Here is a 24,968-nt window from a genome sequence, read left to right as displayed (position 1 = left end):
TTCAAATCACGGTACGATTTTGTAGCCACCGTTTTCGGTGACCAGGATTTCAGCGCTGGAGGGGTCGCGCTCGATCTTCTGCCGCAGACGATAGACATGGGTTTCCAGCGTGTGGGTCGTGACGCCGGAATTGTAGCCCCAGACTTCTTCCAAGAGCACGTCGCGCGTCACCACCTTCTGGCCGGCGCGGTAGAGATAGCGGATGATGGCCGCTTCCTTTTCCGTGAGCCTGATCTTCTTGCCGTCGTCGGTGGTGAGCAGCTTCTGGCTCGGCTTGAAGATGTAGGGGCCGACCGTGAAGGTTGCGTCCTCGCTCTGCTCGTACTGACGCAGCTGCGCGCGGATACGGGCAAGCAGCACTGCGAAGCGGAAGGGCTTGGTGACGTAGTCGTTTGCCCCCGCCTCGAGCCCCAGGATCGTATCCGAATCCGTATCATGCCCGGTCAGCATGATGATCGGCGCCTTGAACCCGTTTTTGCGCAGAAGCTTTACCGCCTCACGGCCGTCCATGTCCGGCAGGCCGACATCCATGATCAGGAGGTCGATCTGGGCGGTCTTGGCCGTCTGCAGCGCCTTGGCGGCGTTGGCTTCCTGGAGAATCGAGAACTCGTCGTAGAACGACAATTGCTCGACCAGGGTCTCGCGCAGATCGTCGTCGTCATCCACCAGGAGTATGGTACGCGCTGCCATTCTCAAGCCTTTCATCTCTCCGCTCGCCCGTCCTGCTTTCCGGCAGCGGCAGGCGATCGGGATCTTCGATCTAATCCCTACAGCATCGACCCCAAAATCGAAATCGATTTTCGGCAAGTATGATGCTCAGGTCCAATATGTAAGAGCCTCCCTTGCGCGTCCATAGCGACGCGTGGTGCTCCAAGGTGCTATGAATTCAAACGAAATCATATTCAAAGCAAAACCTTGTGAGAGAAATGCACCGTTTTCGCGAAAGAGCGTGCTTGAACCCGAACAATATCACCGTCAGAACCGCGCCGCGGGATCGAAGGCGCGCCATCGTTTCCATGGGAGGCGTCACCGTTCAGGCCGCAATCGGGCGCTCCGGCACGACGGCATTCAAGCGGGAAGGTGACGGCGCAACGCCGATCACGTCGATGCGCGTCCTTTATGGGTTCGCGCGTGGCGAGAGGGTGCGCCTGCCGCCGACCGCCCTGCCCATGCGGCATATCCGCAGCGACATGCTGTGGTGCGATCAGCCGGACCATCCGGCCTATAACAGCCTCGTTAAAGCGCCCTTCCGCCCCAGCCATGAGGAGATGATGCGCGCGGACGGGCTGTACGACATCTGTCTGGTGCTCGACTGGAACATAACGTCGAGGCGCCGCTATCGCGGTTCTGCGATCTTCTTTCATTTGATCAAGCCCGGCTACCAGCCGACTGCCGGCTGCATCGCCGTGGGCCTTGCCGATATGAAGCGCCTTATCCGCTTTATGAGAAAGGGCACGGTCGTGCGAGTTCTCTGAACCTCCTGCTGGCAATGGCCGGAGGTCATCATTGCGGTGGTGCTTGACGACTTATTTGAGTGAGCGTGGCTTAACGAACCGCTTCAGGGTGCCGGATCCGGGCGAAATACTTTGCCAGGTCGGTAGAGCGAAATCGAGGACGGCGAGAGCACCGGTTGGATATCTATCGGCGATTGCCTTCATAGCCTCTGGCCGGCCGCTGCCCGCCAGCATCAGCGCGAGATCCTGCAGTCCCGGATTGTGTCCCACGATCAGCACGGTGCGAAACTCGGGCTCGATCCGTCTCACTTCCGCAAGAATTGCAGCCGCCGAGGCCTCATAAATTGCGGGACAATCGTGACAGATCAGCGGGCGGAGGATTTCGTTTCTGACCAAAGCCCAAGTTTCCCGTGTCCGCTGCGCATCGGAGACCAGCGCTAGACCGGGAATGAGCCCCTCCTGTACCATGAACCGGCCGATGAGCGGAGCAGCTTTCCGACCTCTCTTGGCCAGCGGTCTTTCGTGATCCGCGACCTCGTCCGGCCAGGCGGATTTGGCATGCCGCAGCAAAAGCAGTCTGCGCGCATCCCTGCCAAGTTCGCTTTCTGATGGGGCAGATTCCACCTCGGGCTCCGGATATTGTCGTTCCGCCAAGGATCATATCGGTGTTTCTTCGCCGGCCATAAAAGAAAATGCCGCCCTGGGCAGGGCGGCATTGATCCTGTTGACGTCGGATGGACGGACTACTTCCACTCGCGGATGTCGACGAAGTGGCCGGCGATCGCCGCTGCGGCGGCCATGGCAGGCGAGACGAGGTGGGTCCGACCCTTGTAGCCCTGGCGACCCTCGAAATTGCGGTTCGAGGTGGAGGCGCAACGCTCGCCCGGCTTCAGGCGGTCGTCGTTCATTGCAAGGCACATCGAGCAGCCCGGTTCGCGCCATTCGAAACCGGCATCCTTGAAGATCTTGTCGAGGCCTTCGGCTTCCGCCTGTTCCTTGACGATTCCGGAGCCCGGAACGACCATCGCCGATACGGTGGGAGCGACTTGGCGGCCTTCGACAACCTTGGCGGCGGCGCGCAGGTCTTCGATGCGGCCGTTGGTGCAGGAGCCGATGAAGACGCGATCGACGGCGATGTCAGTGATCTTGGTGCCCGGCTTCAGACCCATATAGTCCAGAGCGCGCCATTTGGAAGTGCGCTTGGTTTCATCCTGGATATCGTCCGGGTTCGGAACGGAACCCTCAACCGAGATCACGTCTTCCGGCGACGAGCCCCAGGAGACGATCGGCGGCAGGTTGGCGGCGTCGAGCACGACCACCTTGTCGAAATGCGCGCCTTCGTCGGTCTGCAGCGTCTTCCAGTAATCGAGCGCCATGTCCCAGGCCTTGCCCTTCGGGGCGCGCGGCTTGTTCTTGATATACTCGAAGGTCTTTTCATCCGGCGCGATCAGGCCGGCACGAGCGCCGCCTTCGATCGTCATGTTGCAGACGGTCATGCGGCCTTCCATGGAGAGCGAGCGGATGGCTTCGCCGGCAAATTCGATGACGTGGCCGGTGCCGCCGGCGGTGCCGATCTCGCCGATGATGGCGAGGATGATATCCTTGGCGGTGACGCCCGGAGGCAGCTGGCCGTCGACCCGTACCAGCATGTTCTTCGCCTTCTTCTGCACCAGCGTCTGAGTGGCCAGCACGTGCTCGACTTCGGACGTGCCGATGCCATGCGCCAGCGCACCGAAAGCGCCGTGCGTCGACGTGTGGCTGTCGCCGCAAACGATCGTCATGCCGGGAAGGGTGAAGCCCTGTTCAGGCCCGACGATGTGAACGATGCCCTGGCGGACGTCCTTCTCGGAATAATATTCGACGCCGAAATCCTTGGCATTCTGTGCAAGCGCTTCAACTTGAATGCGGCTTTCTTCGTTCTTGATGCCTTCGTGGCGGTCGGCGGTAGTCGGCACGTTGTGGTCGACAACAGCGAGCGTCTTTTCCGGGGCGCGAACCTTGCGGCCGGCGATCCTCAGGCCTTCGAAGGCCTGCGGGCTCGTCACTTCGTGTACGAGGTGACGGTCGATATAGAGAAGACAGGTGCCATTCTCGTCCTGCGAAACGACGTGGTCGTCCCAGATCTTGTCATAAAGGGTACGGGGTGCGCTCATGGCTGCCATCCATCGGGTATTTTGAAACAGGGAGATATAGTACGGCTTTGTCGCTGCCGGTGCGATGGATCGGTCAGCTAAGTCGGCTGTTCAGAGCGCCGGATACGCGTGCGAAGAACCGTGCCGGCAGACGCTTGTGGTCCTGCAGCACGATAAACTGGTTCGCGAGGCATCCGAATTTCGATCCCATGGCTGCTGCAATACCAGTTTTCGATGAAATCGGCAACGGAATTGCATCGTCGGAAACCTGTCGCATCACTGTCATAAAGTCTTCGCGGAAACGTGGTTGATCTGAGGCCAGAAACGGAGAGATCTCAAATGTCCGAACCCATGGAAGACCAGCTCAGCCGCATCAAGGACGAGATTGCCGACAGCTTCGACGAAGAGCTGGAAATGCAGATGGAAGAGGACCGGCTGGACGACCTGATCGCCGAGGGCATGTCGGAGCCTCCGGAGCCGACGATCGACCGGAGGAGCTATTTCCGCGAACTCTTTCGGCTGCAACATGAACTCGTCCGGCTGCAGGACTGGGTGCAGTACAAGAAGCTGAAGATGGTGGTGCTGTTCGAGGGCCGCGATTCGGCCGGCAAGGGGGGCGCGATCAAGCGCGTCACCCAGCGCCTCAATCCGCGTGTCTGCCGCGTCGTGGCGCTTCCGGCACCCACAGAGCGTGAACGGCATCAGTGGTATTTCCAGCGCTATGTGCCCCATCTGCCGACAGCCGGCGAAATGGTACTGTTCGACCGCTCCTGGTACAACCGCGCCGGCGTCGAGCGCGTCATGGGATTCTGCACGCCTGACGAACTGGAGGAATTTTTCCGCTCGGTGCCGGAATTCGAGCGGATGCTCGTTCGCTCCGGCATCATCCTCGTCAAATACTGGTTCTCGATCACCGACGAGGAGCAGGAATTCCGCTTCAAGATGCGTATCCACGATCCACTGAAACAATGGAAGCTCTCGCCAATGGATCTCGAAAGCCGGGTTCACTGGGAGGAATACACCAAGGCCAAGGAGGAAATGCTAGACCGCACTCACATCGCGGAGGCGCCGTGGTGGGTGGTGCAGGCGGTCGACAAGAAAAGAGCGCGGCTCAACATGATCGCGCATCTTCTTTCGCAGGTTCCCTACGACACGGTTCCGAAGGAGTCGATCGAGCTTCCCGGCCGCATCCGCAACGCGGATTACATCCGCCATCCGGTGCCGCCGGAAATGTATGTACCGGAGGTCTACTGATCCATGCCGACGGGCGGGGATGGCTTCCTTCACCGCTCCGTGCGCTTGCGCAGCCGGCTTTCGATGCCTCGCAGCGTCAGCGATAGGCCAATCGTCAGCAGCAGGTAGATATAGGTGACGATCGAATAGGTCTCGAAGAAGCGGAAGGAGCCCGCGGCATAGATCTTCGCCATCTGGGTGATATCGGCGACACCCAGCACCGAGACGAGCGAGGAGTCCTTCACCATCGAGACGAAATCGTTGGAAAGCGGCGGAAAGATCACCCGCATCGCCTGCGGAAAGACGATCAGCCGGAAGCGTTGGAAGCGGGTGAAGCCGAGCGTTTTTGCCGCCTCGATCTGTCCTTCGTTAACCGACTGGAAGCCGGCGCGAAAGATTTCTGCGATGAAGGCCGCATAGCCGATCATCAGCGCTATCACCGCCCGCCAGAGCAGCGAGACATCGCGCACGAGCAGTTCTTCGGCAAAGCCTCGCGCGATGAGCGGCGTCAGCAGCCAATTGTAGAGTGCTACGAAGGCAGGCGCGCCGACAAACGCGATATAGAACAACAGGACGAGGATGGGGATGCCGCGGATCAGCTCCACATAGAAGCGGGCTGCCTGCCGCAGGATAACGCTGTTCGAAAGCCCCGCGAGGGCGATCGCCAGACCGAGCATCGTTGCCAGCGCAAAGGCACAGAGCGTCACGCCGACCGTGATGCCAATGCCCTTGATGACGATACCGAATACCTGAGTGTATAGGTCATTGACGGCGATCACGACCGCAAGCGCGACGCAGAGGGCCCCGAAGACAACAAACCACCAGGGAAAATCCTCAGGTGCGGCAGTTTTCCGGCGCGGTGGCGCCATGCCGTTACTCGCCCATCTTATAGTCGAGGAACCATTTCTTGTTCAGCGCGTCGAGCGTGCCGTCGGCCTTGAGCGCTGCGATGGCCGCATTGACTGGCGCGACAAGGTCGGATCCCTTCCTGAAGATGAACCCGAAATCCTCGGTGCCAAGCGGCTCGCCGATGATCTTCAGCGTCCCGCCGGAAGCTTTCACATAACCTTCGCCGGCGGTGCTGTCCGTCAGCACCAGGTCGACGTCGCCCGTCTTCAGCGCCTGCACCGTCGCTCCGAAGGTCTCCATAAGCTTGATCCGCGGGTTTTGCTCGTTGCCGTCGAGTATCTCATACACCGCTGTGTAGAAGGGGCTCGTTCCCGGTTGCGCGCCGATCAGCCCCTTTTCCAGAGCGGCAAAGCTCTTGGCATCGGTAAAACGCGCTTCGTCGCCGCGCACCAGCATGAGTTGCTGCGAGCGCATGTAGGGATCGGAAAAGTCGACTTTCTCCTTGCGGTCATCCTTGATGGTGATGCCGGTCATGCCGATGTCGTATTGCCCGTCGTATACGGCTTGGATCATCGCGTCCCAGCTCGTGTTCTGGTACTCGATCTTGAAGTTCAGGCGCGTTGCGATCTCGTTCATCGCATCATATTCCCAGCCGATCGCCTGGCCGCTCTTCGGATCCACGAATTGCAGGGGCGGATAGGCATTTTCCGTCACCACGACCACCTTGCGTCCCTTGAGGTCCGGCAGGCCGGCTGAAACCGCTGCGGGTGCGAGGCTGAGGACGGCAAGACCGGCAATAAGCGTACGGCGTAAGAGCATCGTGGCACTCCTGATTGTGTGGCTCTGATTCCCTCTCATAAAAAGGCCGCCGTTAGCAAGCGGCTGGAGCGGTCACATCCTCCCTGACCCGTATGTCGCTCCAATGCAACGATATTTTAGAGAAGGTCTGCTGGTTCAGGAAAGAGCTGATTTCGTGCCGTGGATCAAGGATTGAACCGGCCGTGACATACCGCGTGATGTTCCCCGACCGTCTGGTGGGCCATGGACGGCGTATTCGTCATCATCGTAGGGCGGATGATGGCGGCCAGACAGGCGGCGACCGCCTGACAGGCCGACCGAGCAACAAGAAAGGCGGCCCGGAGGCCGCCTTTTCGAAATCAACGAGCAGAAAGCTTATTCTGCCGAAGCTTCGGCAGCCTTTGCGGCTTCGGCGGCTTCTGCAGCTGCCTTTGCTTCGGCGGCATCCGCTGCCGCCTTTTCGGCGGCAAGAGCCTGGGCTGCTGCAACCTTTTCGGCTTCGATACGTGCCTTCTCGTCGGCGACTGCCTGACGCTCGGCTTCGTTCAGCTTGCGGGCGCGGGTGCCGGTGTTCTCGACGATACGAGCCGACTTGCCGCGGCGGTCGCGGAGGTAGTAGAGCTTCGCACGACGGACCTTACCGCGACGAACGACTTCGACGCTCTCGACCATCGGGGAGTAAACCGGGAACACACGCTCGACGCCTTCGCCGTAGGAGATCTTGCGGACCGTGAAGCTTTCGTTCAGACCGCCACCGGAACGGGCGATGCAAACGCCTTCATAGGCCTGTACGCGGGTACGGTTGCCTTCCGTCACGCGAACGTTGACGCGGACCGTGTCGCCCGGAGAAAATTCCGGAAGCGTACGCTTGGCTGCAATCTTGGCGGCCTGTTCGGCCTCGAGCTGCTGAATGATGTTCATCGTCTCAAACCTTTGGTTCTTCTGAAACAGCCAGAGCGCTCGATAAATATTCCTTGGTCACGCCTCGGAATTTGCTATTAGGCAGAGCGGGTTCGCCATTCTTTGTTGCTGGTCGACGGGAGTTTTCCCATTTCCGGCTGCGCCAATACACGAAAGAGTCCCGTTTGTCATCCCGTTGATTGCGATTTTGTGACGGAAATGCCGCCTGCTTGCCGCCCGGCACCTCTGCCGTTATGTGGGGCTACGGGATGAGGAAACATCAATGACAATCACAATGATCATACTGCTCGCTGCGGCGGGTTTTCTGTCAGGCGCGGTGAATGCGATCGCCGGCGGCGGTACGTTCCTGACCTTCGGGGCCATGACGCTTGCCGGGGTGCCGCCGATTTCCGCCAATGCGACCTCCTCGATCGTTCAATTCCCAGGCTATATTACCTCGACCATCGCCTATTGGGACGAGATATCTCACCGCTGGCGCAGCGCCCTGATACTCGCCATCATATCCGTCGTCGGCGCATTTGCCGGCTCCTTCCTGCTCCTGTCGCTCGATAATCCATCTTTCCGTGAGATTGTGCCCTGGCTGCTCGCGGCCGCGACGGCCGTCTTTGCCGCCGGTCCGTGGCTGAAGCCGAAGGCATCGGCGGAACGGTCGGCCAACTCGCCAGCCTGCATCATCGGCCAGTTCCTGACGTCGATCTATGGCGGTTTCTTCGGCGCCGGCATGGGCATCATGATGCTGGCTGTCCTCGGCATCACGACCGGCGGCAGCTATCATCATCTCAACGCGCTGAAGAATATGCTGGCGGTATTGATCGCCGCCGTCGCCATCGTGGTCTTCGTCGGCGGCGGGGTCATAGCCTGGCCCGAAGCGCTCGTGATGATCCCCGCCGGCGCGCTGGGCGGTTATGCCGGGGTCTGGATGGCGCGGCGTATCTCACAAGCCGTCTTGCGCTGGTGCGTGGTAGCCGTCGGGGTCGGGCTGACGGTCTATTATTTCGCGACCGGCTGATCGAAAAGAAGATCGGGGCGGCGTTCAGCGGTCAGCTTCCGCGCTTCCTCCAGCCGCCATTTCTCGATCGCGGCGTGGTTTCCGGAGATCAGCACCGGGGGGATCTCGCGTCCTTCGAAGACCTGCGGCCGCGTATACTGCGGATGCTCCAGCAGCCCGTCCTCGAAACTCTCATGGGTGCCGGAAAGCGCATTTCCCATAACGCCGGGAAGGATACGGATCACCGCATCGAGCAGCGTCAGCGCCGCGGGTTCTCCGCCGGAAAGAATATAGTCGCCGATCGAAACCTCTTCGAGATTGCGCGCATCGATCACCCGCTGGTCGACGCCTTCGAACCGGCCGCAGACGATCACCACGCCGTCTCCGGAAGCGAGTTCTCGAACTCTTTGCTGCGTCAGCGGTTTTCCGCGCGGGCTCATCAGCAGGCGAGGGCGGTTGTCGCCTCCCGAAACATGGTCGATCGCTTTGGCGAGAATATCCGGTTTCAGGACCATTCCCGCACCGCCTCCGGCCGGGGTGTCGTCCACCGTCCGGTGCCGATCTTCCGCGAAATCCCGAATCTGGACGGTTTCGATCGACCACTGGCTGCGCTCCAGGGCCTTTCCGGCTAGGGAAAAGCCGAGATGTCCGGGAAACATCTCCGGGTAGAGCGTCAGGATTGTGGCACGGAAGGTCATTTCTTGCCCTTGCGGGGAAGCCCTGGCGCTGAGCCTTCGTCGGGATTTTCGATGAGGCCCGCCGCCTCCGGGTCGATAAGGATCTTGCCGCTTTCAAGATCGATCTCCAGCACCGCGGCTTCGGAGAACGGGATTAGGGCCGGGCGGAGGCCGGGCCCTTTCAGCTCCAGGAGATCGCCAGCGCCGAAGTCGTATACGCCGCTCACCGTACCATAGCTCTTGCCGTGCTGGTCGACCGCTTCGAGGCCTTCGAGATCGGCATAGTAGAACTCGTCTTCCTCCAGCTCCTCGTCGGGAAGATTGTCGCGCTCGATAAAGAGCTCGAGGCCGTTCAGGCTTTCGGCGGAGGTACGGTCGTTGACGCCGCGAAACCGCACGATTACGACGTTCTTTGCTTCGCGAACCTCAAGAATCTCGAAGGCCCGACCGTCGGTGCTATGCAGCTTGCCATAGTCGCCCAGTGCTGTCGGATCGGCCGTGTAGGAGCGCACGCGGACCTCTCCCCTCAGACCTTGGGCAGCGCCTATCGTCGCCATCAGAACGGGGTTTTCGAGCTTGGTCATTCGGGGTCGTTCCGGTTCCATTTGCGCTTCATTTAATCTCTGGGAAGCCAAAAGCAAACAGCAAAAGGGCAGCGCGTTGCCGCACTGCCCTTTCCACGTAAAAATGGCCTTGAAAAGCTTATGCTTCGGCAGAAGCAGCGGCTGCGTCGGCGGCCTTCTGGGCACGCTCGGCGGCGCGTTCCTGGGCCTTCTTGCCAGGCTTTGCCTTTTCCGGATTGCTGCGGGTGTCGCGCTTTGCAATGCCGGCTTCGGCGAGGAAGCGCAGGACGCGGTCGGTCGGCTGTGCGCCCTTTGCGATCCATTCCTGGATGCGTTCGGCGTTCAGTTCGACGCGCTTTGCGTCGTCCTTGGCGAGCATCGGGTTCCATGCGCCGAGCTTTTCGAGGAAACGGCCATCGCGGGGCGAGCGAGCATCAGCAAGGACGATGTGGTAGTACGGGCGCTTCTTGGAGCCGCCGCGGGCGAGACGAATCTTCAGGGACATTTTCTTACTCCTTAGTCTTTCCGTTGTCCGCCGGTGTCAGGCGGATTGTTTGGTGCCGCCATGTTCGGCGGCGATGGCTTCATGATGCCGGATGACTTCCTTGATGACGAAGTTCAGGAACTTCTCGGCGAAATCCGGGTCCAGATGGGCTTCCTTCGCCAGCCGGCGGAGGCGTTCGATCTGAAATTCCTCGCGCGCCGGGTCAGCCGGCGGCAGATCGTATTGGGCCTTTAGGAGGCCCACTTCCTTGGTGCAGCGGAAACGCTCCGCCAGCATGTGCACCAGCGCCGCGTCGATGTTGTCGATCGACTGGCGGTAGCTCGAAAGCCTGGCTTTGACTTCGGGGTCAACCACGAACTTCCTCCCTGTCACTTCTTTTTCGGCAAGCCGGGAAGACCCGGAAAACCGCCGCCGAGGCCGGGCAATCCGCCCATTCCGCCGCCTGGAAGACCCGGCATCGAGCCGGGCTTGATACCTGCGGCCTGCGCCTGCTTCTGCAGTGCTTCAAGTTGCTTCGGATCGAGCCTGGACAGATCAGGCATGCCGCCCATTCCACCCATTCCGCCGCCAAGCCCCATCTTGGAGGCAAGGCCGCCCATCATCTGCTTCATCATGCCGCCCTTGCCCTTGCCGCCCATCATTTTCATCATGTCGGCCATCTGGCGATGCATTTTCAGCAGCTTGTTGATCTCGGCCGCATCCGTGCCGGAGCCGGCGGCGATGCGCTTCTTGCGGCTGTGCTTCAGCATATCAGGGTTGGCGCGCTCGGCCTTGGTCATCGACTGTATGATGGCGATCTGGCGATCGAACATCTTGTCGTTCATGCCTGAGGCGGCGAGCTTATCCTTCATGCCGGCCATGCCCGGCATCATGCCCATGATGCCGCCCATGCCGCCGAGCGATTTCATCTGCATCAGCTGTTCGGCGAGGTCGTTCAGATCGAACTTGCCCGACTGCATCTTCTTTGCCATCGCCGCGGCTTTTTCCGCATCGATGTTTTCTGCAGCCTTCTCGACCAGCGAGACGATGTCGCCCATGCCGAGGATGCGGTCGGCGATGCGGCGAGGATGGAATTCCTCCATCTCCGTCATCTTTTCGCCGGTACCGATGAGCTTGATCGGCTTGCCGGTCACGGCACGCATCGAAAGCGCCGCCCCGCCGCGGCCGTCGCCGTCCATGCGGGTCAGAACGAGGCCTGTGATGCCGACGCGTTCGTCGAAATTGCGGGCGAGATTGACGGCGTCCTGACCGGTGAGGCTATCGGCGACGAGCAGGATCTCGTGCGGATTGGACTTCCGCTTGATCTCCGCCATCTCCTGCATCAGCGGCTCATCGATATGGGTGCGGCCGGCGGTGTCGAGGATGACGACGTCATGACCGCCGAGTTTGGCTGCCTGCACGGCGCGTGCTGCAATATCGGTCGGCGACTGGCCAGCAATGATCGGCAGCGTGTCGACGCCCGTCTGCGTACCGAGCTGACGAAGCTGTTCCTGGGCTGCCGGGCGGCGCGTGTCGAGCGACGCCATCAGCACTTTCTTCTTTTCGCGATCGGTCAGCCGCTTGGCGATCTTGCCGGTCGTGGTGGTCTTGCCCGAGCCCTGGAGACCGACCATCATGATGACGACGGGAGCTACCGCATGCAGGTCAATGCCCACACCTTCCGAACCGAGCATTTCAACAAGCTCGTCATGGACGATCTTGACGACCATCTGACCGGGCTTGATCGATTTCAGAACTTCGGCGCCGACGGCCTTTTCCCGCACCTTGTCGGTAAAGGAGCGGACGACTTCCAGCGCCACGTCCGCTTCGAGAAGCGCACGCCGAACCTCGCGCAAGGCGGCGGAGACGTCCGCTTCGCTCAATGCGCCACGGCCGGTCAGTCCACTCAAGATGGAGCCAAGACGGTCCTGGAGGCTTTCGAACATCGTTTCTTCCTTTTCCACGTTTCGGGGGTGCCCGGAACGTCGGGTTTCTCCGCGACAAAAACAAGGCGCCAAAGGAGGCGCAAAGCCAAAAAGCACCCGAGGGCGCAACGCGCTGTCGGATGTTGACCTCCGGGCTCGGTAAAATCGGCCCCGGTCGGCGGCTCCAAGTTCTCGACTTGTCAGCAGATCGCCGGTTTAAACAGGAAAAGGCGGCGAAAGTCAAGCTACACAGGCGCTGTAACATTTCCGCGACCTGTTACTCGCCGCTTGAAGCCGGCTATTGCCAATCCTATAGCTTTGGCATGAACCGTCGAAAATTTCTCAAATGGTCCGGTATCGGAGCGATCGCAGCGCTTGCGGGCGGCTTTGCGGCAAGGGGAGCCATGGCTGCGAACAAGTATTATTCAGGCCCGATCTCCGATCATTTTGACGGAACGCATTTCTTCAATCCGAACGGGGAGGACCCCGAAGGATTGCTCAATCTCCTTCGCTGGCAGCTCGGTGGCGGCAGGGTCGATTGGCCGGCTGCGTTTGCAAGCCCGCTTCCGCAAGCCATGCCGGAAACGAAGATATCGGGCGAAAGGCTGGTGGTCACCATGGTCGGCCATGCGTCGCTGCTCATCCAGGTCGCCGGGCTGAACATCCTGACCGATCCCGTCTGGAGCGATCGCGCCAGCCCCGTCTCCTTTGCCGGCCCGAAGCGGGTCAATCCGCCCGGCATCCGCATCGGCGGCCTGCCGCCGATCGATGTGGTGCTCGTCACGCATAATCATTACGACCATCTGGACCTGGAAACGCTTTGGGTGCTGCAGGGACGCGACAAGCCGCAGTTCATCACCCCGCTCGGCAATGATGCGATCATCCGGTCGCATGTGCCGGATGCGACGATCACTGTCATGGATTGGGATGGGCGTGAAAACATCACGCCTGACGTCACATTTCACTGCGAGCCCTGTCATCACTGGTCGGCGCGAGGCATGGGAGATCGGCGAATGGCGCTCTGGGCCGCCTTCGTGATCGAAACGCCGGCAGGCAAGATTTATCACATCGGCGACACCGGCTTTCACCAGGGCATCAATTATCGGGCCGCCAAGGAAAAACATGGCGGATTCCGACTGGCCAACCTGCCTTTCGGGGCCTACGAGCCGCGCTGGTTCATGAAAGCGCAGCACCAAAATCCGGAAGAGGCGGTGGAGGGCATGCTTTTTTGTGGTGCAGCCTCGGTTGCCGGCCATCATTGGGGCACGTTCCAGCTCACCAATGAGGGCATAGAGGAGCCGGTCGCCGCGCTTTACGCCGCGCTTGATGCGCAACGCATTTCCCGCGAGCGTTTTCGGCCTCTCCGGCCGGGCGAGGTGTTCGAAGTTCCTGCGGTTTCCGCCTGAGGCCGCGAGGAACGGTTTGACGGCATCTTCGAAAACGCCGATAGGGTCTGCTCATGAACATTCAGACGTCGATTGAACAGCAGACCCGCATCCAGCGCCTCAAGGCGCTCACCGATGCCACCCATCATGGGCTCGACCAGCGCATCATGGCCGCGGAGCCGTTCGCCAGCCGCGAGCGCTACGGATTGTTTCTGGAGGTACAGCATTGTTTTCATGCGGATGTATCGCCGCTTTATCACTCTCCGGAGCTTGGCTCGTTGCTGCCTGATCTTGCCAGCCGTTGCCGGCTCGATGCCCTGCGGCGGGACATAACCGATCTCGCCGGCAGCGCCCCGCCGGTTCTGACCCCTCGGACCGGACCGCTCGGCGTACCGGCGGCGCTTGGCTGGCTCTATGTGGCGGAAGGTTCGAACCTCGGAGCCGCTTTCCTTCTGAAGGAAGCCGAAAAGCTCGGCCTGTCGGAAAAATTCGGCGCGCGCCATCTCGCTGGGCATCCCGACGGACGCGGCCTGCACTGGCGAACCTTTGTCGCCGCCTTTAACGGCCTCACCCTCTCCGAGGCCGATGAGGCTGACGCGGCTGAAGGTGCCAGAGCGGCGTTTCGGCGCGTCCATGCGCTGGTGGAAGAGACTTTCGCCTGACGCCTGCTTCAGATCAGTGATCCCATCGAGCTCCGGGTTTTGCGGGATCGGTGGCCGCGATCCAGATGACATGCCGGGCGCCGCCGCGTTTGCCATTGGCACGGATATTGACGACCTCGGTCGAAAAGCCGCTCTGTTTCAGGCGTCGGGTAAAGCCCTCGTCCGGCCCGGATGACCATACCGCCAGAACACCGCCTGGCCGCAAAGCGTCGCGTGCCGCCCGCAGGCCGTAAGCGTCATAGAGGCGGTCGTTCGATGCCCTGGTCAAGCCATCGGGACCATTGTCGACATCCAGGAGGATGGCGTCGAACCTGCCCTGCGCGCCGCGAATGACGTCGCCCACGTCCCCCTGATGCACAAGCGTGCGCGGATCGTCGAGACAGCCTTGGAAAACGCCGGCCATCGCTCCACGTGCCCAGCCGATGACCGCAGGCACAAGTTCGGCAACAGTCACAGAGGCGTCGGGAGGCAATACCGACAACGCGGCCCGCAAGGTGAAACCCATGCCGAGTCCACCAATGAGGATGGCCGGACGTGGGCGGCCTGCGATTTTCTGATGGGCCAGAGTAGCGAGCGCTTCTTCGGATCCGCTCAGCCGGCTGTTCATCAACTCGTTGGAGCCCAGCATGATCGAGAATTCCTGGCCACGCTGCTTGAGCCGCAGTTCGCCGCCATTGCCCGGTATCTCTGCGCGATCCAGCTGAATCCAAGGTAACATCGATCAAAGCCCTGTTTGTGACGGCTCCCCTATCATGGGGGGCGAGGCTGCGCCATCGCCGAGAACCAAGGGAGCATTCGGCATGGGATGAAATATGCAGCAGCACCGACATTCACCATCCGAAGGTGCAGGAGCCGGGCGCCACGTCATCAATGCGCGCCGGAGCCGTGGGCGTTGATGATGGCGTCCGCCTCCCTGCCATAAAGCTCCTCGAAGTGATCGAAGGTCTTGGAATAGTAGCCGATGCCCTGGGTGGCCGAACGCAGCGACCGTGTCAGTTCTTCCAGCGCCCCGCCCGGCATGAGGGCGCGAAAAACATCCCAGCCTTTGGCGTTTTCGTCGCGGTCGAAACCGAGAACCTGCCCCTTCAGGGATGAAACGAGGGTTACTATGCCTCCCGAAAAGATCGAGGGGATGTGGATCTCGACGCGCGACACCGGCTGCATCAGCACGGCCGACGCCTGGGACAGGGCCTGGCGGGTGCCCATTTTTGCGGCCGCCCGGAATGCGAAGTCGGAACTGTCCACGGAGTGATATTGTCCGTCGGTCAAGGTCACGCCGACGTCTATGACCTGAAAGCCCAAAGGTCCCTTTTCCATCGCCTCGCGCGCACCCGCTTCCACCGCCGGTATATAGTTTCGCGGTACTGTGCCGCCTTTGACGGTTTCGGCGAAGGTGAATCCCTCTCCCCGTTCGTTCGGCTTTACATCTAGATGGACATCGGCGAACTGACCGGCTCCGCCGGTCTGTTTGCGGTGGCGATAATGCACGGTCGAAGGCTTGGATATTGTTTCGCGGTAGATCGGGTTCGGGACCTGGTCGGTCACTTCCACGCGAAACACTTCCGAGAGAGTGTTGCGCAGCTCGCGCAGATGCACAGGCCCTTGCACGCAGACCAGCATTGCGCCGGTACCCTCTTCCTGCATGACCTTGAGCCCGCGATCCGTCTCGGCAAGCTTCGCCAGCGTTGCCGAAAGCTTCGTTTCATCGCGCTCGTTGACGGGAACCAGGATACGCTCCAGCATCGGTGTCGGTGGCGTCGCCCAGTCGGGTGGTGCGGCGGCTTGTCCTGATGTCAGCAGCGCCGGAATGGGAATATGGTCGGATTTGACTGCCGCGAAGATGGAGCCTGCCTTGCTGGCGGCGCCGACCACCTTGCCGTTGCCGTTTTCCTGAATGGGTCCCAGACCGGCACCGTTTAAGGGCGAGCCTTGCTTCAGACCATCGACCAGCGACCGGACGACAACTGTCTTCCCGACATTGGCACGATGAAATGCATGAAAGCTAACGGCAGAGAGGCTTTCCTTCTCCAGTCCCGCTGCTGCGGCCAGCCGGGCCTGGAGGGCGGCGACCGGGGGTGCTTCGTGCCGCAGCGCCTTCATCAATCGCATGACGCCGTTCGCATGAGAGGCTGCACCGAACATGACCGGGATCACCCGGTTTTCCTTCAGGATACGGGAAGCGATGCTGAACAGGGTATCGCTGGCAGGCTCGCGATCCTCGACCAATTCTTCGAGCAACCAATCGTCGAATTCCGAAAACTGTTCCAGCATCTCGGCTCGCGCTTCGTGTTCCCGTTCAAGGATGTTTTGCGGCAGCTCGACCAGCGAGGACGGTTGGCCCTCGCGATAGCGCCAGGCCCGTTCCGAGATCAGGTCGCAGCTGCCGATGACCTTCTCACCTTCGCGTATAGGCACTTGCCGTAGAACGAGTGGATGGTTCGAATAAGCCTGGAGCGCCGCAATCACGTCACGCAGACGCCCGCGGGGTTCGTCCATTCGGTTGACGAAGAGGATACAAGGCGTGGCCGAAGCCTCGATGGCGCGAAGATAAGGTGCGGCCAGTACCGCATCGTCGGGAGAGGGCGAAACGCAAAGAATGCAGGCGTCGCTCACGAGCAGGGAATCCTGCGCAATCGCGAGCGCCTCGTTGGCACCGGGCGTATCGATCGCGCACCATGGTTCGTTGATGAATTCAAATTCTGCAAGGCTTAGATGGTAAGGCGAGCTGTACTTTCGGGGGGAGCCTTCCAGTGAGGCGAGTTTGGCGACGAGCGTGGATTTGCCCGTCTGCGATGGTCCCAATACCGTAAAGCAGCGCATCGGCGATCCTCCATTGCCAAAGCATGCACCAGAACACCAAGAATGCCTTCAACCGGGATAGCGTTCTAGATGGTTGCATTCATTCTTAAATATGAAGGGCAGTGGCGAGGTCCATAGTCGATCGGTCGATGGTTGGCGCTTTTGGTTCCCACTGGTATTTCTAACGCGTTTCCGCCATATACAGCCCGAACAGAGATGGAACTGATCCAATGAGTGCAATGGTCGAATTCGCGAGGATGAACGGGCTTGGCAACAAGATCCTGGTTGTCGACATGCGCGACCGCACCGACAAGGTTACGCCCGAGGCTGCGATCGCGCTCAATGCCGATCCGGCGACCCAGTTCGACCAGATCATGGCGATCCACGATCCGAAGGCCCAGGGCACCGACGCCTGGATCGACATTCTCAATTCCGACGGCTCTAAGGCGCAGGCCTGCGGCAATGGCACCCGTTGCGTTGTGCAGGCACTGGCCGCCGAGACCGGTCGCAAGGCCTTCACCTTCCAGACGGTCGCCGGCATTCTGAACGCAGTCGAACACGAGGACGGGACGGTTTCCGTCGACATGGGTCGCCCCGTTTTTGAGTGGAACAGGATCCCGCTCGCCGAAGAGTTCTTCGATACGAGCCGCATCGAGCTGCAGATCGGGCCGATCGACGCGCCGGTGCTGCATTCGCCTTCGGCCATGTCGATGGGCAATCCACACGCTATCTTCTGGGTGGATCGCGATCCGATGGAATTCGACCTGGAGCGTTTCGGGCCGCTTCTGGAAAACCATCCGATGTTTCCCGAAAAGGCCAATATTACGCTAGCCCAGGTCACGTCGAATTCCTCGCTGCGGACCCGCACGTGGGAACGCGGCGCAGGGCTGACGCTCGCCTGTGGCTCGGCCGCCTGCGCATCTGCTGTTTCCGCCGCTCGCACGGGCCGCACTGGCCGAACGGTGACGATCGACGTTGCTTCCAGCCCAATCCGCCAGCCGCTCATCATCGAATGGCGCGAGGACGATCATGTCGTCATGACCGGCCCGGCCGAATGGGAATGGTCGGGCAAGGTGGACCCGGCGACGGGCTTCTTCACGCGGGACGAAGAACCAGGAGCCCTGGCAAAATGAGCGGCGTCGAGGTCATCACCTTCGGTTGTCGGCTCAACACCTATGAATCGGAAGTGATGCGGGCCGAGGCCGAAAAGGCCGGGCTCAACAATGCGATCCTTGTCAACACCTGCGCCGTCACCGGCGAAGCTGTCCGCCAGGCCCGCCAGGCGATCCGCCGTGCGCGGCGGGAGAATCCGCATGCCCGAATTATCGTTACGGGCTGTGCCGCGCAGACGGAAAAGCAGGCCTTCGCCGACATGACGGAAGTGGACGCGGTGCTCGGCAACGAAGAGAAGCTGAAGAGCGCTTCCTATCGCAGCCTGCCGGACTTCGGCGTCTCGGCAGAAGAGAAGCTGCGCGTCAACGACATCATGAGCATCCATGCGACCGCACCGCAGATGGTAAAGCACATCGACGGGCATGTGCGCGCCTTCATTCAGGTACAGAACGGCTGCGACCACCGCTGCACCTTCTGCATCATCCCCTATGGCCGCGGCAATTCCCGCTCGGTGCCGATGGGCGCCGTCGTCGAACAGGCCCGCAAACTCACTGAAAGCGGCTACTGCGAGATCGTGCTCACCGGCGTCGATGCCACAAGTTATGGCACCGACCTGCCAGGCCAGCCGTCGCTCGGATATCTTGCGAAAACGCTGTTGCGCCAGGTGCCGGAGATCCTTCGTCTTCGGCTGTCCTCCATCGACAGCATCGAGGCGGACAAGCATCTCTGGGATCTGATCGCCGACGAACCGCGCTTCATGCCGCACCTGCATCTGTCGCTGCAGCACGGCGATGATCTGATCCTCAAGCGGATGAAGCGCCGCCATTCGCGCGCCGAGGCTCTGGCCTTCGTCGAGCAGGCGCGGCGCTTGAGACCTGAGATCGCGTTTGGTGCAGACATGATCGCGGGCTTCCCGACTGAGACGGAAGAAATGTTCGAGAACGCCGCGAGGCTGGCCGAGGAGGCGGGCATCTCCTTCCTGCATGTCTTCCCCTACAGTCCACGGCCCGGAACGCCGGCGGCCCGGATGCCGCAACTCGACCGCGGGCTGATCAAGGATCGTGCGGCGCGTCTGCGTGGACGCGGGGAGGCGCTGCACCGCGCTCATCTCGACCGTATGATCGGGACGGAGCAAGTCATCATCGTCGAGAACAACGGCAAGGCGCATACGGAAAACTTTTCTCTGGTGGCAGCGCCCGGCCTTTTTCCCCGCGACCTCAAGCGCGTTATCATTACCGGGCACAACGGCAAGCACCTCGAAATGCAGGTCGCGCCGGCCCCTGCCTCATCTCGGGCGGCATAACGGAAGACGGATCTCTATGGCATTAAGCTTCATCAAACGCGTCTTCACCTTCGGCAAACCAGGCGAAGAGCAGGCACCTGAAGCGGAACGTGCGGAGGATCTGCGTTCGGTCGAGGCAGAACTCGAGCCAAAGTCGCGGCATGAAGACCTGCCGGTTTCGCCCGTCGATCCGGTCGCGCCAACGGAGATCGAAACCGCGGGCGGTCCGTCTGCGGACCGGGCGAGCGAGAATATCACCGAGCCCGAAGCCGATGATGAAACAGCTGCCATTCTTCCGGGCGTCGAAGCGGCACCTGATATCGGCATGGTACCGTTGTCTTTGCTGCAGGCGGAAGCCGAAGCTGAGGAAGAAGAGGGTGTCGCATCCGCGGAAACACCTTCCTCTGTCCTGCCGGACATCTCCCCTCCTGTGGGGGATATTGCATCGGAAGAGGTTCCCGCCGAACCCATCCTCCCCAAAGGCTTCTCCACTGCTCGCCACGAACTCCGGCCCGCTCCAGTCGCCCCCGCGCCAAAACTTACCTGGTTCCAGCGACTGCGCGCTGGCCTTGCCCGTACTTCCTCGCAGCTCACAGGCCAGATCACGGCGCTCTTCACGAAGCGCAAGCTTGATGAAGATACGTTGGAGGAGCTGGAGGATCTGCTGATCCAGGCAGACCTCGGCGTGGAGACGGCGATGCGTATTACCGGCGCGCTTTCGTCCGAACGCTACGGCAAGGATGTCACTGGCGAAGATGTGTCCCGTATCATGGCGGCCGAGATCACCAAGGTGTTGTCGCCGGTTGCCAAGCCGTTGCAGCTCGACCTCAACCATAAGCCGCATGTCGTCCTCGTTGTCGGCGTCAACGGAACCGGCAAGACCACGACGATCGGCAAGCTAGCGGCAAAACTCTCCGGCTCGGGGCTCAAGGTCATGCTCGCCGCCGGCGATACCTTTCGTGCAGCGGCCATCGAGCAGCTGAAAATCTGGGCAGACCGGACGGGGTCGGAATTCATCGGCACGAAACTCGGCGCGGACGCCGCCGGCCTTGCCTATGACGCCTACGAGCAGGCACGTGCGAAGAAAAGCGACGTGCTGATCATCGATACGGCCGGCCGGCTGCAGAACCGCACGGAGTTGATGGCGGAGCTCGAAAAGATCGTCCGCGTGCTCGGCAAGCTCGACCCCGATGCGCCGCATACGGTACTTCAGACCCTCGACGCCACGACCGGGCAGAATGCCCTGCAGCAGGTCGAGATCTTCCGCAACGTCGCTGGCGTCAGCGGCCTGATCATGACGAAACTGGACGGTACGGCGCGCGGCGGCATTCTTGTGGCCATCGCCGCCAAGCACAAGCTGCCGGTTTATTTCATCGGTGTGGGTGAAGGCGTGGACGATCTGGAGCCTTTTGAGGCGGGAGATTTTGCGCAGGCCATTGCCGGTTTGACGCATTGATGACACAGAAAGACGATTTGGCTTCTCAAACGAAAGCCGCGAAGTTGGGATCCATGCAGAGTATCGAAAGCGACATCACGCCGACCAAGGAAGAAAAGCAGCATCCGATGCTGAAGCTGGCGCTCGAAATCGGTCCGCTACTCGTCTTCTTTTTCGGTAACCTTCGTGGCGAATGGCTGGTGTCGAAATTTCCGGCTCTTTCGGCGATCGGCGGCCCGTTGCTCGTCGCGACGGCTCTGTTCATGATAGCGACCGTCGTGTCGTTGGTAATTTCGAAGATCGTCTTCCATCACCTGCCGGTCATGCCTTTCGTTTCCGGCATTGTGGTGCTGGTCTTCGGTTCGCTGTCGATCTGGCTGCAGGACGAGACCTTCATCAAGATGAAGCCGACGATCGTCAATTCGCTCTTCGGCGTGACGCTGCTCATCGGTCTTATGTTCGGCAAGTCATTGCTCGGTTATGTATTCAACGCAGCCTTCCAGCTCGATGAAACGGGTTGGAAGAAGCTCACGTTTCGATGGGGCCTGTTCTTTCTGGTGCTTGCGGTCATGAACGAGGTGGTCTGGCGCAATTTTTCCGATGCCGTCTGGATTAATTTCAAGGTCTGGGGCACGATGCCCATCACCATCGCCTTCACGCTCGCCCAGATGCCGCTCATCATGCGACACACCATTACCGAACCTGTCGCGGAAACCGAAGAGTGACGGCAGCCGATCTTTCCGATTCCGGTTCGTCCTCCAGGCGCTGGCTGTATGCTGCGCTTGCAGTCTTCCTGCTGCAGGTCGCCGTGCTCTATGCCATGGGCCGGATCCCGATCTGCGAATGCGGTTATGTGAAGTTGTGGGAAGGGGGCGTTAATTCCAGCGGCAACTCGCAGCATCTTTCGGACTGGTATACTCCGTCCCACATCATCCACGGATTCCTTTTTTACGGTCTCGGCTGGGTTCTCTTCCGGCGCGCGCCGCTTACCGCGCGGCTGTCGCTTGCCGTGCTGATCGAGGCCGCATGGGAAGTGCTGGAAAACACGCCGATGGTGATCGACCGCTATCGGACGGCGACCATGGCGCTCGGTTATACCGGCGACAGCATCCTGAATTCTGCAATGGACACCGTCTTCATGGCGCTCGGCTTTTTCGCCGCTGAGCGCCTGCCGGTCTGGCTGACGGTCGTGATCGCCATCTTCTTCGAGCTTGCGACCGGATATATCATCCGCGACAACCTGACGCTCAACGTGCTGATGCTCGTCTGGCCGATCGACGCGGTGCGGGAGTGGCAGGCGGCGATGCCCTGATCAGCTGCCGGCGGCGGCCTTCTCGATCGCCGGCATGAGATCCTGGGACATGCTTCGCTCGTCGAAGGGGCCGACCTTCTTGTAGAGGATAGTGCCGTCCGGCCCGACCAGATAGCTTTCTGGAATGCCGTAGACGCCCCAGTCGATCGCCGCCTTGCCGTTCGGGTCGACACCGATCGCCTTATAGGGATTGCCGAGCTCACCGAGGAAACGCAGGGCATTGTCGTTGCGGTCCTTGTAGTTGATGCCGACCACGGTCAGCCGTCCGTCCTTCGCCAGTTCCTTGAGAATGGGATGCTCCTGTCGGCAGGGTACGCACCAGGAGGCGAAGACGTTCACCAACGTCAGTTTGCCGGCAATCGCCGCATCGGTGAGGGCTGCGGTGTTCGATCCTTCGAGCGGCGGCAGCGCAAGCGACGGAGCCTTCTTTCCGATGAGCGCCGAAGGGATGGCGGAGATGTCCCGACCGTTGACGTCCTGATCATAGAGCATCTTGCCGGCGACGGCCGCAAATCCCAGGAAAACTACAAGCGGAAGAAGAGCGAGTGCGTAACGTGCCAGACCCTTGCGCTGTGCCGGCCGGTTTTCGGTCTCGGTGCTCATGGTTTGTCACTCTGGTCCGCATCATCCCTGGGCTGTGAAGAGCGACGACGGATGCCGGAGGCTTCCAGTTCCGCCAGCTCGCCCCGCCGGGCGCGGCCGTCAAGCCAAACCCAGGCGATCAGACAGAGGGCCACCAGGGCCGTCAGGGCATAGGACAGGGCGATGTAGAATGTATGCGTCATCACCCTGTCATGCCTCCCGTCCGGCCGCGCGGGCGGCAAGCCGTCGTTGGGCGGCGACGCGGCGCCGCCAGATCTCGTTACGCATTGCCGCGATATGCAGTGTGAAGAACAGCAGTGTGAAGGCGATGGCCATCACAAGCAGCGGCCAAAGGAATTCCCCGTCGATGGTGGGTCCGTCCAGGCGGATGACGCTCGCCGGCTGGTGCAGCGTATTCCACCAGTCGACCGAGAATTTGATGATCGGAATATTGACGAAACCGACAAGGATGAGGACGGCGGAAACGCGCGCCGCCTTGGACGGATCGTCCATCGCGCGGTTGAGCGCAATAAGGCCGAGATACATCAAAAAAAGCACGAAGACGGAGGTCAGCCGCGCGTCCCAGACCCACCAGGTGCCCCACATCGGCCTGCCCCAGAGCGAGCCTGTCGCAAGCGCAATCAGCGTGAAGGCAGCGCCTAGCGGCGCGGCGGCCCGGTGGCTGACATCGGCAAGCGGATGTCGCCAAACCAGAGTCCCGATCGCCGAGAGCGCCATCACCGAGTAACACATCATCGATAGCCAGGCGGCTGGGACATGCACATACATGATGCGCACCGTCTGCCCCTGCTGATAGTCGCCTTCGGTTGCGAAGCTCAGATACAGGCCGATAGCAAACAGAACGGCGGTGACGGTTCCCATCCAGGGCAGGACGCGCGCGGCCAGCGCCAGGAAGCGCGTCGGGTTGGCAAGATCGCTCAGTTTGGTGATCGCGAGGCTTTGGGTCATGAGCGCTTTCTAATCTAAGTCGCGGGCGGCATATTGATTCTAGTCAATCGTTGGCGTTTCTCAAAGCCAGCGCCGCACCCAGCGGTCCTAGTACCGCAAAAAACATCGTGATCGCCACCAATATAAGAAAAGGCGGCATAAAGGGGGCGGGATCCTCGACGGCGGCGTAGGAGGCGCTGACACCGAAGATCAGTACTGGGATCGCCAGAGGAAGGACAAGGATCGAAACCAGCAATCCCCCACGGGGAAGAGCGACGGCAACTGCGGCGCCGACCGCACCGATGAAAGTCAGCGCCGGCGTGCCGATAAGGAGCGTCAGCATGGTTGCGCCGATCGCCGTCTCGTTCATGTTCATGAAGAGCCCAAGCAACGGCGAGGCGATCACCAGCGGCAGGCCGTTGCCCAGCCAATGCGCCAGACATTTGATGAGGACCGTCAGGACGAGCGGATGTTCCTGCATCAGGAGAAGGTCAAGCGAGCCGTCCTCGCGGTCGGTCTGGAAAAGACGGTCCAGGCCGAGAAGGGCCGAGAGCAGTGCGCCGATCCAGACGATCGCCGGGCCGATGCGCGAGAGAAGGTTCAGGTCCGGCCCGACGCCAAAGGGGATGACGGCGACAACAGTCATGAAGAACAAGACGCCGATCATTGCTCCGCCGCCGGCGCGGACTGAAAGCTTGAGATCGCGAAAGAGGAGGGCGGTCACCATCTCTCTCCCATGATGCCGGAAAACCCCGTCATCCGTAATTCCTTCCCATTATCCAGCCCGAGCGGCTGGTGAGTGGCGGCGAGCAGAATGCCACCTTTGGCGAGATGCGCCTTGATCAATGTCGTGAATACTCCCTCCGCATTTACGTCCAGCGCTGCCGTCGGTTCATCGAGAATCCAGACGGGGCGATAGGCGACGAGGAGCTTTGCGAAGGCCATGCGCCGTTGCTGGCCGGCCGACAGATAACCGAACGGCAGGTGGACGATGCTCCCGAGACCCACCAGTTCGGCGGCTTCGTGTACCGGCAGGCTATGACCGCCTTTGACGTCGCCGAAGAAATCTTTCCAGAATGCGAGGTTCTCGGTGACGGAGAGTTCCGCCTTCATGGCGTTGCGGTGGCCGAGGTAGTGACAGGCTTCCGCGGCGCGCATTCCCGATTCGGCTGATTCGGAATGCCACTCCACCCGTCCGCTCTCCGGACGAAGCAATCCGGCCACGACGCGCAGCAGGGTCGATTTTCCCGAACCATTGCGGCCGGTGAGCACGAGGCTTTCGCCCGTTTCCAGAGCAAAAGAGACGTCTTTGAAAATCAGGTCTTCACCGCGTCGTGCGGCCAAACCGTCGGCCGTCAGCCGCATACTCGATGCCTTTGTTAAGATTTTAACCACCCGACTGAAAAATTTTGCGCGATTGCCACTT

28 protein-coding genes are annotated in these 24,968 nt (G+C 60.9%); 10 read left to right on the top strand and 18 right to left on the bottom strand.

All coding sequences use genetic code 11. From position 1 onward, the window contains the following. Positions 1-6: 6 nt before the first annotated feature. A complete protein-coding gene (locus C5L12_RS23505; protein WP_105374472.1) occupies positions 7-690 on the bottom strand; it encodes a response regulator transcription factor in 684 nt (227 codons plus the stop codon). A 236-nt stretch (positions 691-926) separates the two neighbouring features. Between C5L12_RS23505 and C5L12_RS23500 the strand changes: the two genes are divergently transcribed. Beyond that, positions 927-1,475, top strand: a complete 549-nt coding sequence (locus C5L12_RS23500; RefSeq protein WP_105374471.1) for a L,D-transpeptidase family protein — start codon at positions 927-929, stop codon at positions 1,473-1,475. Between the two features lie 51 nt (positions 1,476-1,526). Here C5L12_RS23500 and C5L12_RS23495 read toward each other — a convergent pair whose 3' ends face one another. Beyond that, positions 1,527-2,078, bottom strand: coding sequence for a SixA phosphatase family protein (locus C5L12_RS23495; protein WP_105374498.1), 552 nt, complete (start codon positions 2,076-2,078; stop codon positions 1,527-1,529). A gap of 119 nt (positions 2,079-2,197) precedes the next feature. Then, entirely contained in the window at positions 2,198-3,607 is a 1,410-nt protein-coding gene (gene leuC / locus C5L12_RS23490; protein WP_105374497.1) for a 3-isopropylmalate dehydratase large subunit, read from the bottom strand. Between the two features lie 318 nt (positions 3,608-3,925). Here leuC and ppk2 point away from each other — a divergent pair, with 318 nt between their 5' ends. After that, positions 3,926-4,840 (top strand): polyphosphate kinase 2, encoded by a 915-nt coding sequence (gene ppk2 / locus C5L12_RS23480; protein WP_105374470.1) that lies wholly within the window; start codon positions 3,926-3,928, stop codon positions 4,838-4,840. Positions 4,841-4,869: 29 nt separating this feature from the next. Here the strand turns inward: ppk2 and C5L12_RS23475 are convergent, their stop codons facing one another. From C5L12_RS23475 to rplS, 3 genes are all read right to left on the bottom strand, one after another. Beyond that, on the bottom strand, positions 4,870-5,688 hold the full coding sequence (locus C5L12_RS23475; RefSeq protein WP_105374469.1) for an amino acid ABC transporter permease: 819 nt from the start codon (positions 5,686-5,688) through the stop codon (positions 4,870-4,872). A 4-nt stretch (positions 5,689-5,692) separates the two neighbouring features. Further along, positions 5,693-6,487 carry a transporter substrate-binding domain-containing protein gene (locus C5L12_RS23470; RefSeq protein WP_105374468.1) on the bottom strand — a complete coding sequence of 265 codons (795 nt, stop codon included), beginning with the start codon at positions 6,485-6,487 and terminating at the stop codon, positions 5,693-5,695. Between the two features lie 354 nt (positions 6,488-6,841). Then, complete coding sequence (gene rplS, locus C5L12_RS23465; protein ID WP_105374467.1) at positions 6,842-7,387, bottom strand: 50S ribosomal protein L19; 546 nt, start codon at positions 7,385-7,387, stop codon at positions 6,842-6,844. Between the two features lie 262 nt (positions 7,388-7,649). On the opposite strand from rplS, the gene C5L12_RS23460 reads away from it, so the two are divergent. Continuing rightward, positions 7,650-8,396 carry a sulfite exporter TauE/SafE family protein gene (locus C5L12_RS23460; RefSeq protein ID WP_105374466.1) on the top strand — a complete coding sequence of 249 codons (747 nt, stop codon included), beginning with the start codon at positions 7,650-7,652 and terminating at the stop codon, positions 8,394-8,396. On the opposite strand, the gene trmD is transcribed toward C5L12_RS23460, so the two are convergent. The 5 genes from trmD to ffh form a co-directional block, all read right to left on the bottom strand. Continuing rightward, positions 8,378-9,073 (bottom strand): tRNA (guanosine(37)-N1)-methyltransferase TrmD, encoded by a 696-nt coding sequence (gene trmD / locus C5L12_RS23455; RefSeq protein ID WP_105374465.1) that lies wholly within the window; start codon positions 9,071-9,073, stop codon positions 8,378-8,380. The two genes, C5L12_RS23460 and trmD, sit on opposite strands and share 19 nt — an antisense overlap. Next, a complete protein-coding gene (gene rimM / locus C5L12_RS23450) occupies positions 9,070-9,636 on the bottom strand; it encodes a ribosome maturation factor RimM (RefSeq protein ID WP_105374464.1) in 567 nt (188 codons plus the stop codon). Before rimM ends, trmD begins: the two co-directional genes overlap by 4 nt. A 118-nt stretch (positions 9,637-9,754) precedes the next feature. Then, positions 9,755-10,120, bottom strand: a complete 366-nt coding sequence (rpsP, locus tag C5L12_RS23445; RefSeq protein ID WP_105374463.1) for a 30S ribosomal protein S16 — start codon at positions 10,118-10,120, stop codon at positions 9,755-9,757. Positions 10,121-10,156: 36 nt separating this feature from the next. Then, positions 10,157-10,474: a chorismate mutase gene (locus C5L12_RS23440; RefSeq protein ID WP_105374462.1), complete on the bottom strand. Its 318-nt coding sequence runs from the start codon at positions 10,472-10,474 to the stop codon at positions 10,157-10,159. A gap of 14 nt (positions 10,475-10,488) precedes the next feature. Beyond that, positions 10,489-12,045, bottom strand: coding sequence for a signal recognition particle protein (gene ffh / locus C5L12_RS23435; protein ID WP_105374495.1), 1,557 nt, complete (start codon positions 12,043-12,045; stop codon positions 10,489-10,491). 302 nt (positions 12,046-12,347) lie between these two features. On the opposite strand from ffh, the gene C5L12_RS23430 reads away from it, so the two are divergent. Both C5L12_RS23430 and C5L12_RS23425 read left to right on the top strand, forming a co-directional pair. Next, on the top strand, positions 12,348-13,430 hold the full coding sequence (locus C5L12_RS23430) for an MBL fold metallo-hydrolase (RefSeq protein WP_105374494.1): 1,083 nt from the start codon (positions 12,348-12,350) through the stop codon (positions 13,428-13,430). A 53-nt stretch (positions 13,431-13,483) separates the two neighbouring features. Continuing rightward, a complete protein-coding gene (locus C5L12_RS23425; protein WP_105374461.1) occupies positions 13,484-14,071 on the top strand; it encodes a biliverdin-producing heme oxygenase in 588 nt (195 codons plus the stop codon). Positions 14,072-14,084: 13 nt separating this feature from the next. On the opposite strand, the gene C5L12_RS23420 is transcribed toward C5L12_RS23425, so the two are convergent. After that, entirely contained in the window at positions 14,085-14,789 is a 705-nt protein-coding gene (locus C5L12_RS23420; RefSeq protein WP_105374460.1) for a spermidine synthase, read from the bottom strand. Positions 14,790-14,938: 149 nt separating this feature from the next. Continuing rightward, on the bottom strand, positions 14,939-16,891 hold the full coding sequence (locus C5L12_RS23415; protein WP_105374459.1) for an elongation factor G: 1,953 nt from the start codon (positions 16,889-16,891) through the stop codon (positions 14,939-14,941). Positions 16,892-17,100: 209 nt separating this feature from the next. Here C5L12_RS23415 and dapF point away from each other — a divergent pair, with 209 nt between their 5' ends. Genes dapF through C5L12_RS23390 form a run of 5 tightly spaced genes read left to right on the top strand, consistent with a single transcriptional unit; the run spans position 17,101 to position 22,012 of the window. After that, the gene (gene dapF / locus C5L12_RS23410; RefSeq protein WP_105374458.1) at positions 17,101-18,003 is read left to right on the top strand and encodes a diaminopimelate epimerase; all 903 of its coding nucleotides are present in this window, start codon (positions 17,101-17,103) and stop codon (positions 18,001-18,003) included. After that, positions 18,000-19,286, top strand: a complete 1,287-nt coding sequence (gene mtaB, locus C5L12_RS23405) for a tRNA (N(6)-L-threonylcarbamoyladenosine(37)-C(2))-methylthiotransferase MtaB (RefSeq protein WP_105374457.1) — start codon at positions 18,000-18,002, stop codon at positions 19,284-19,286. Before dapF ends, mtaB begins: the two co-directional genes overlap by 4 nt. Positions 19,287-19,302: 16 nt before the next feature. Beyond that, entirely contained in the window at positions 19,303-20,721 is a 1,419-nt protein-coding gene (ftsY, locus tag C5L12_RS23400; protein ID WP_105374456.1) for a signal recognition particle-docking protein FtsY, read from the top strand. A gap of 53 nt (positions 20,722-20,774) precedes the next feature. After that, entirely contained in the window at positions 20,775-21,425 is a 651-nt protein-coding gene (locus C5L12_RS23395; protein WP_105374493.1) for a septation protein A, read from the top strand. Next, positions 21,422-22,012 (top strand): DUF2585 domain-containing protein, encoded by a 591-nt coding sequence (locus tag C5L12_RS23390; protein WP_105374455.1) that lies wholly within the window; start codon positions 21,422-21,424, stop codon positions 22,010-22,012. The genes C5L12_RS23395 and C5L12_RS23390 overlap by 4 nt, the downstream gene beginning before the upstream one ends. On the opposite strand, the gene C5L12_RS23385 is transcribed toward C5L12_RS23390, so the two are convergent. From C5L12_RS23385 to ccmA, 5 genes are read right to left on the bottom strand one after another with little or no spacing between them, the layout of a single operon-like run. Beyond that, positions 22,013-22,615, bottom strand: a complete 603-nt coding sequence (locus C5L12_RS23385) for a DsbE family thiol:disulfide interchange protein (RefSeq protein WP_105374454.1) — start codon at positions 22,613-22,615, stop codon at positions 22,013-22,015. Then, complete coding sequence (gene ccmD / locus C5L12_RS23380) at positions 22,612-22,797, bottom strand: heme exporter protein CcmD (RefSeq protein ID WP_105374453.1); 186 nt, start codon at positions 22,795-22,797, stop codon at positions 22,612-22,614. Before ccmD ends, C5L12_RS23385 begins: the two co-directional genes overlap by 4 nt. 7 nt (positions 22,798-22,804) lie before the next feature. Further along, positions 22,805-23,563, bottom strand: a complete 759-nt coding sequence (locus C5L12_RS23375) for a heme ABC transporter permease (protein ID WP_105374452.1) — start codon at positions 23,561-23,563, stop codon at positions 22,805-22,807. Between the two features lie 43 nt (positions 23,564-23,606). Continuing rightward, on the bottom strand, positions 23,607-24,266 hold the full coding sequence (ccmB, locus tag C5L12_RS23370; protein WP_105374492.1) for a heme exporter protein CcmB: 660 nt from the start codon (positions 24,264-24,266) through the stop codon (positions 23,607-23,609). After that, entirely contained in the window at positions 24,263-24,907 is a 645-nt protein-coding gene (ccmA, locus tag C5L12_RS23365) for a heme ABC exporter ATP-binding protein CcmA (RefSeq protein WP_105374451.1), read from the bottom strand. The genes ccmB and ccmA overlap by 4 nt, the downstream gene beginning before the upstream one ends. Positions 24,908-24,968: the final 61 nt, after the last annotated feature.

The organism is Neorhizobium huautlense (genome assembly GCF_002968575.1).
Classification (GTDB): domain Bacteria; phylum Pseudomonadota; class Alphaproteobacteria; order Rhizobiales; family Rhizobiaceae; genus Neorhizobium; species Neorhizobium huautlense.
Note: the sequence above shows the minus strand (reverse complement) of the source record. Positions and strands in the feature narration are given on the sequence as shown.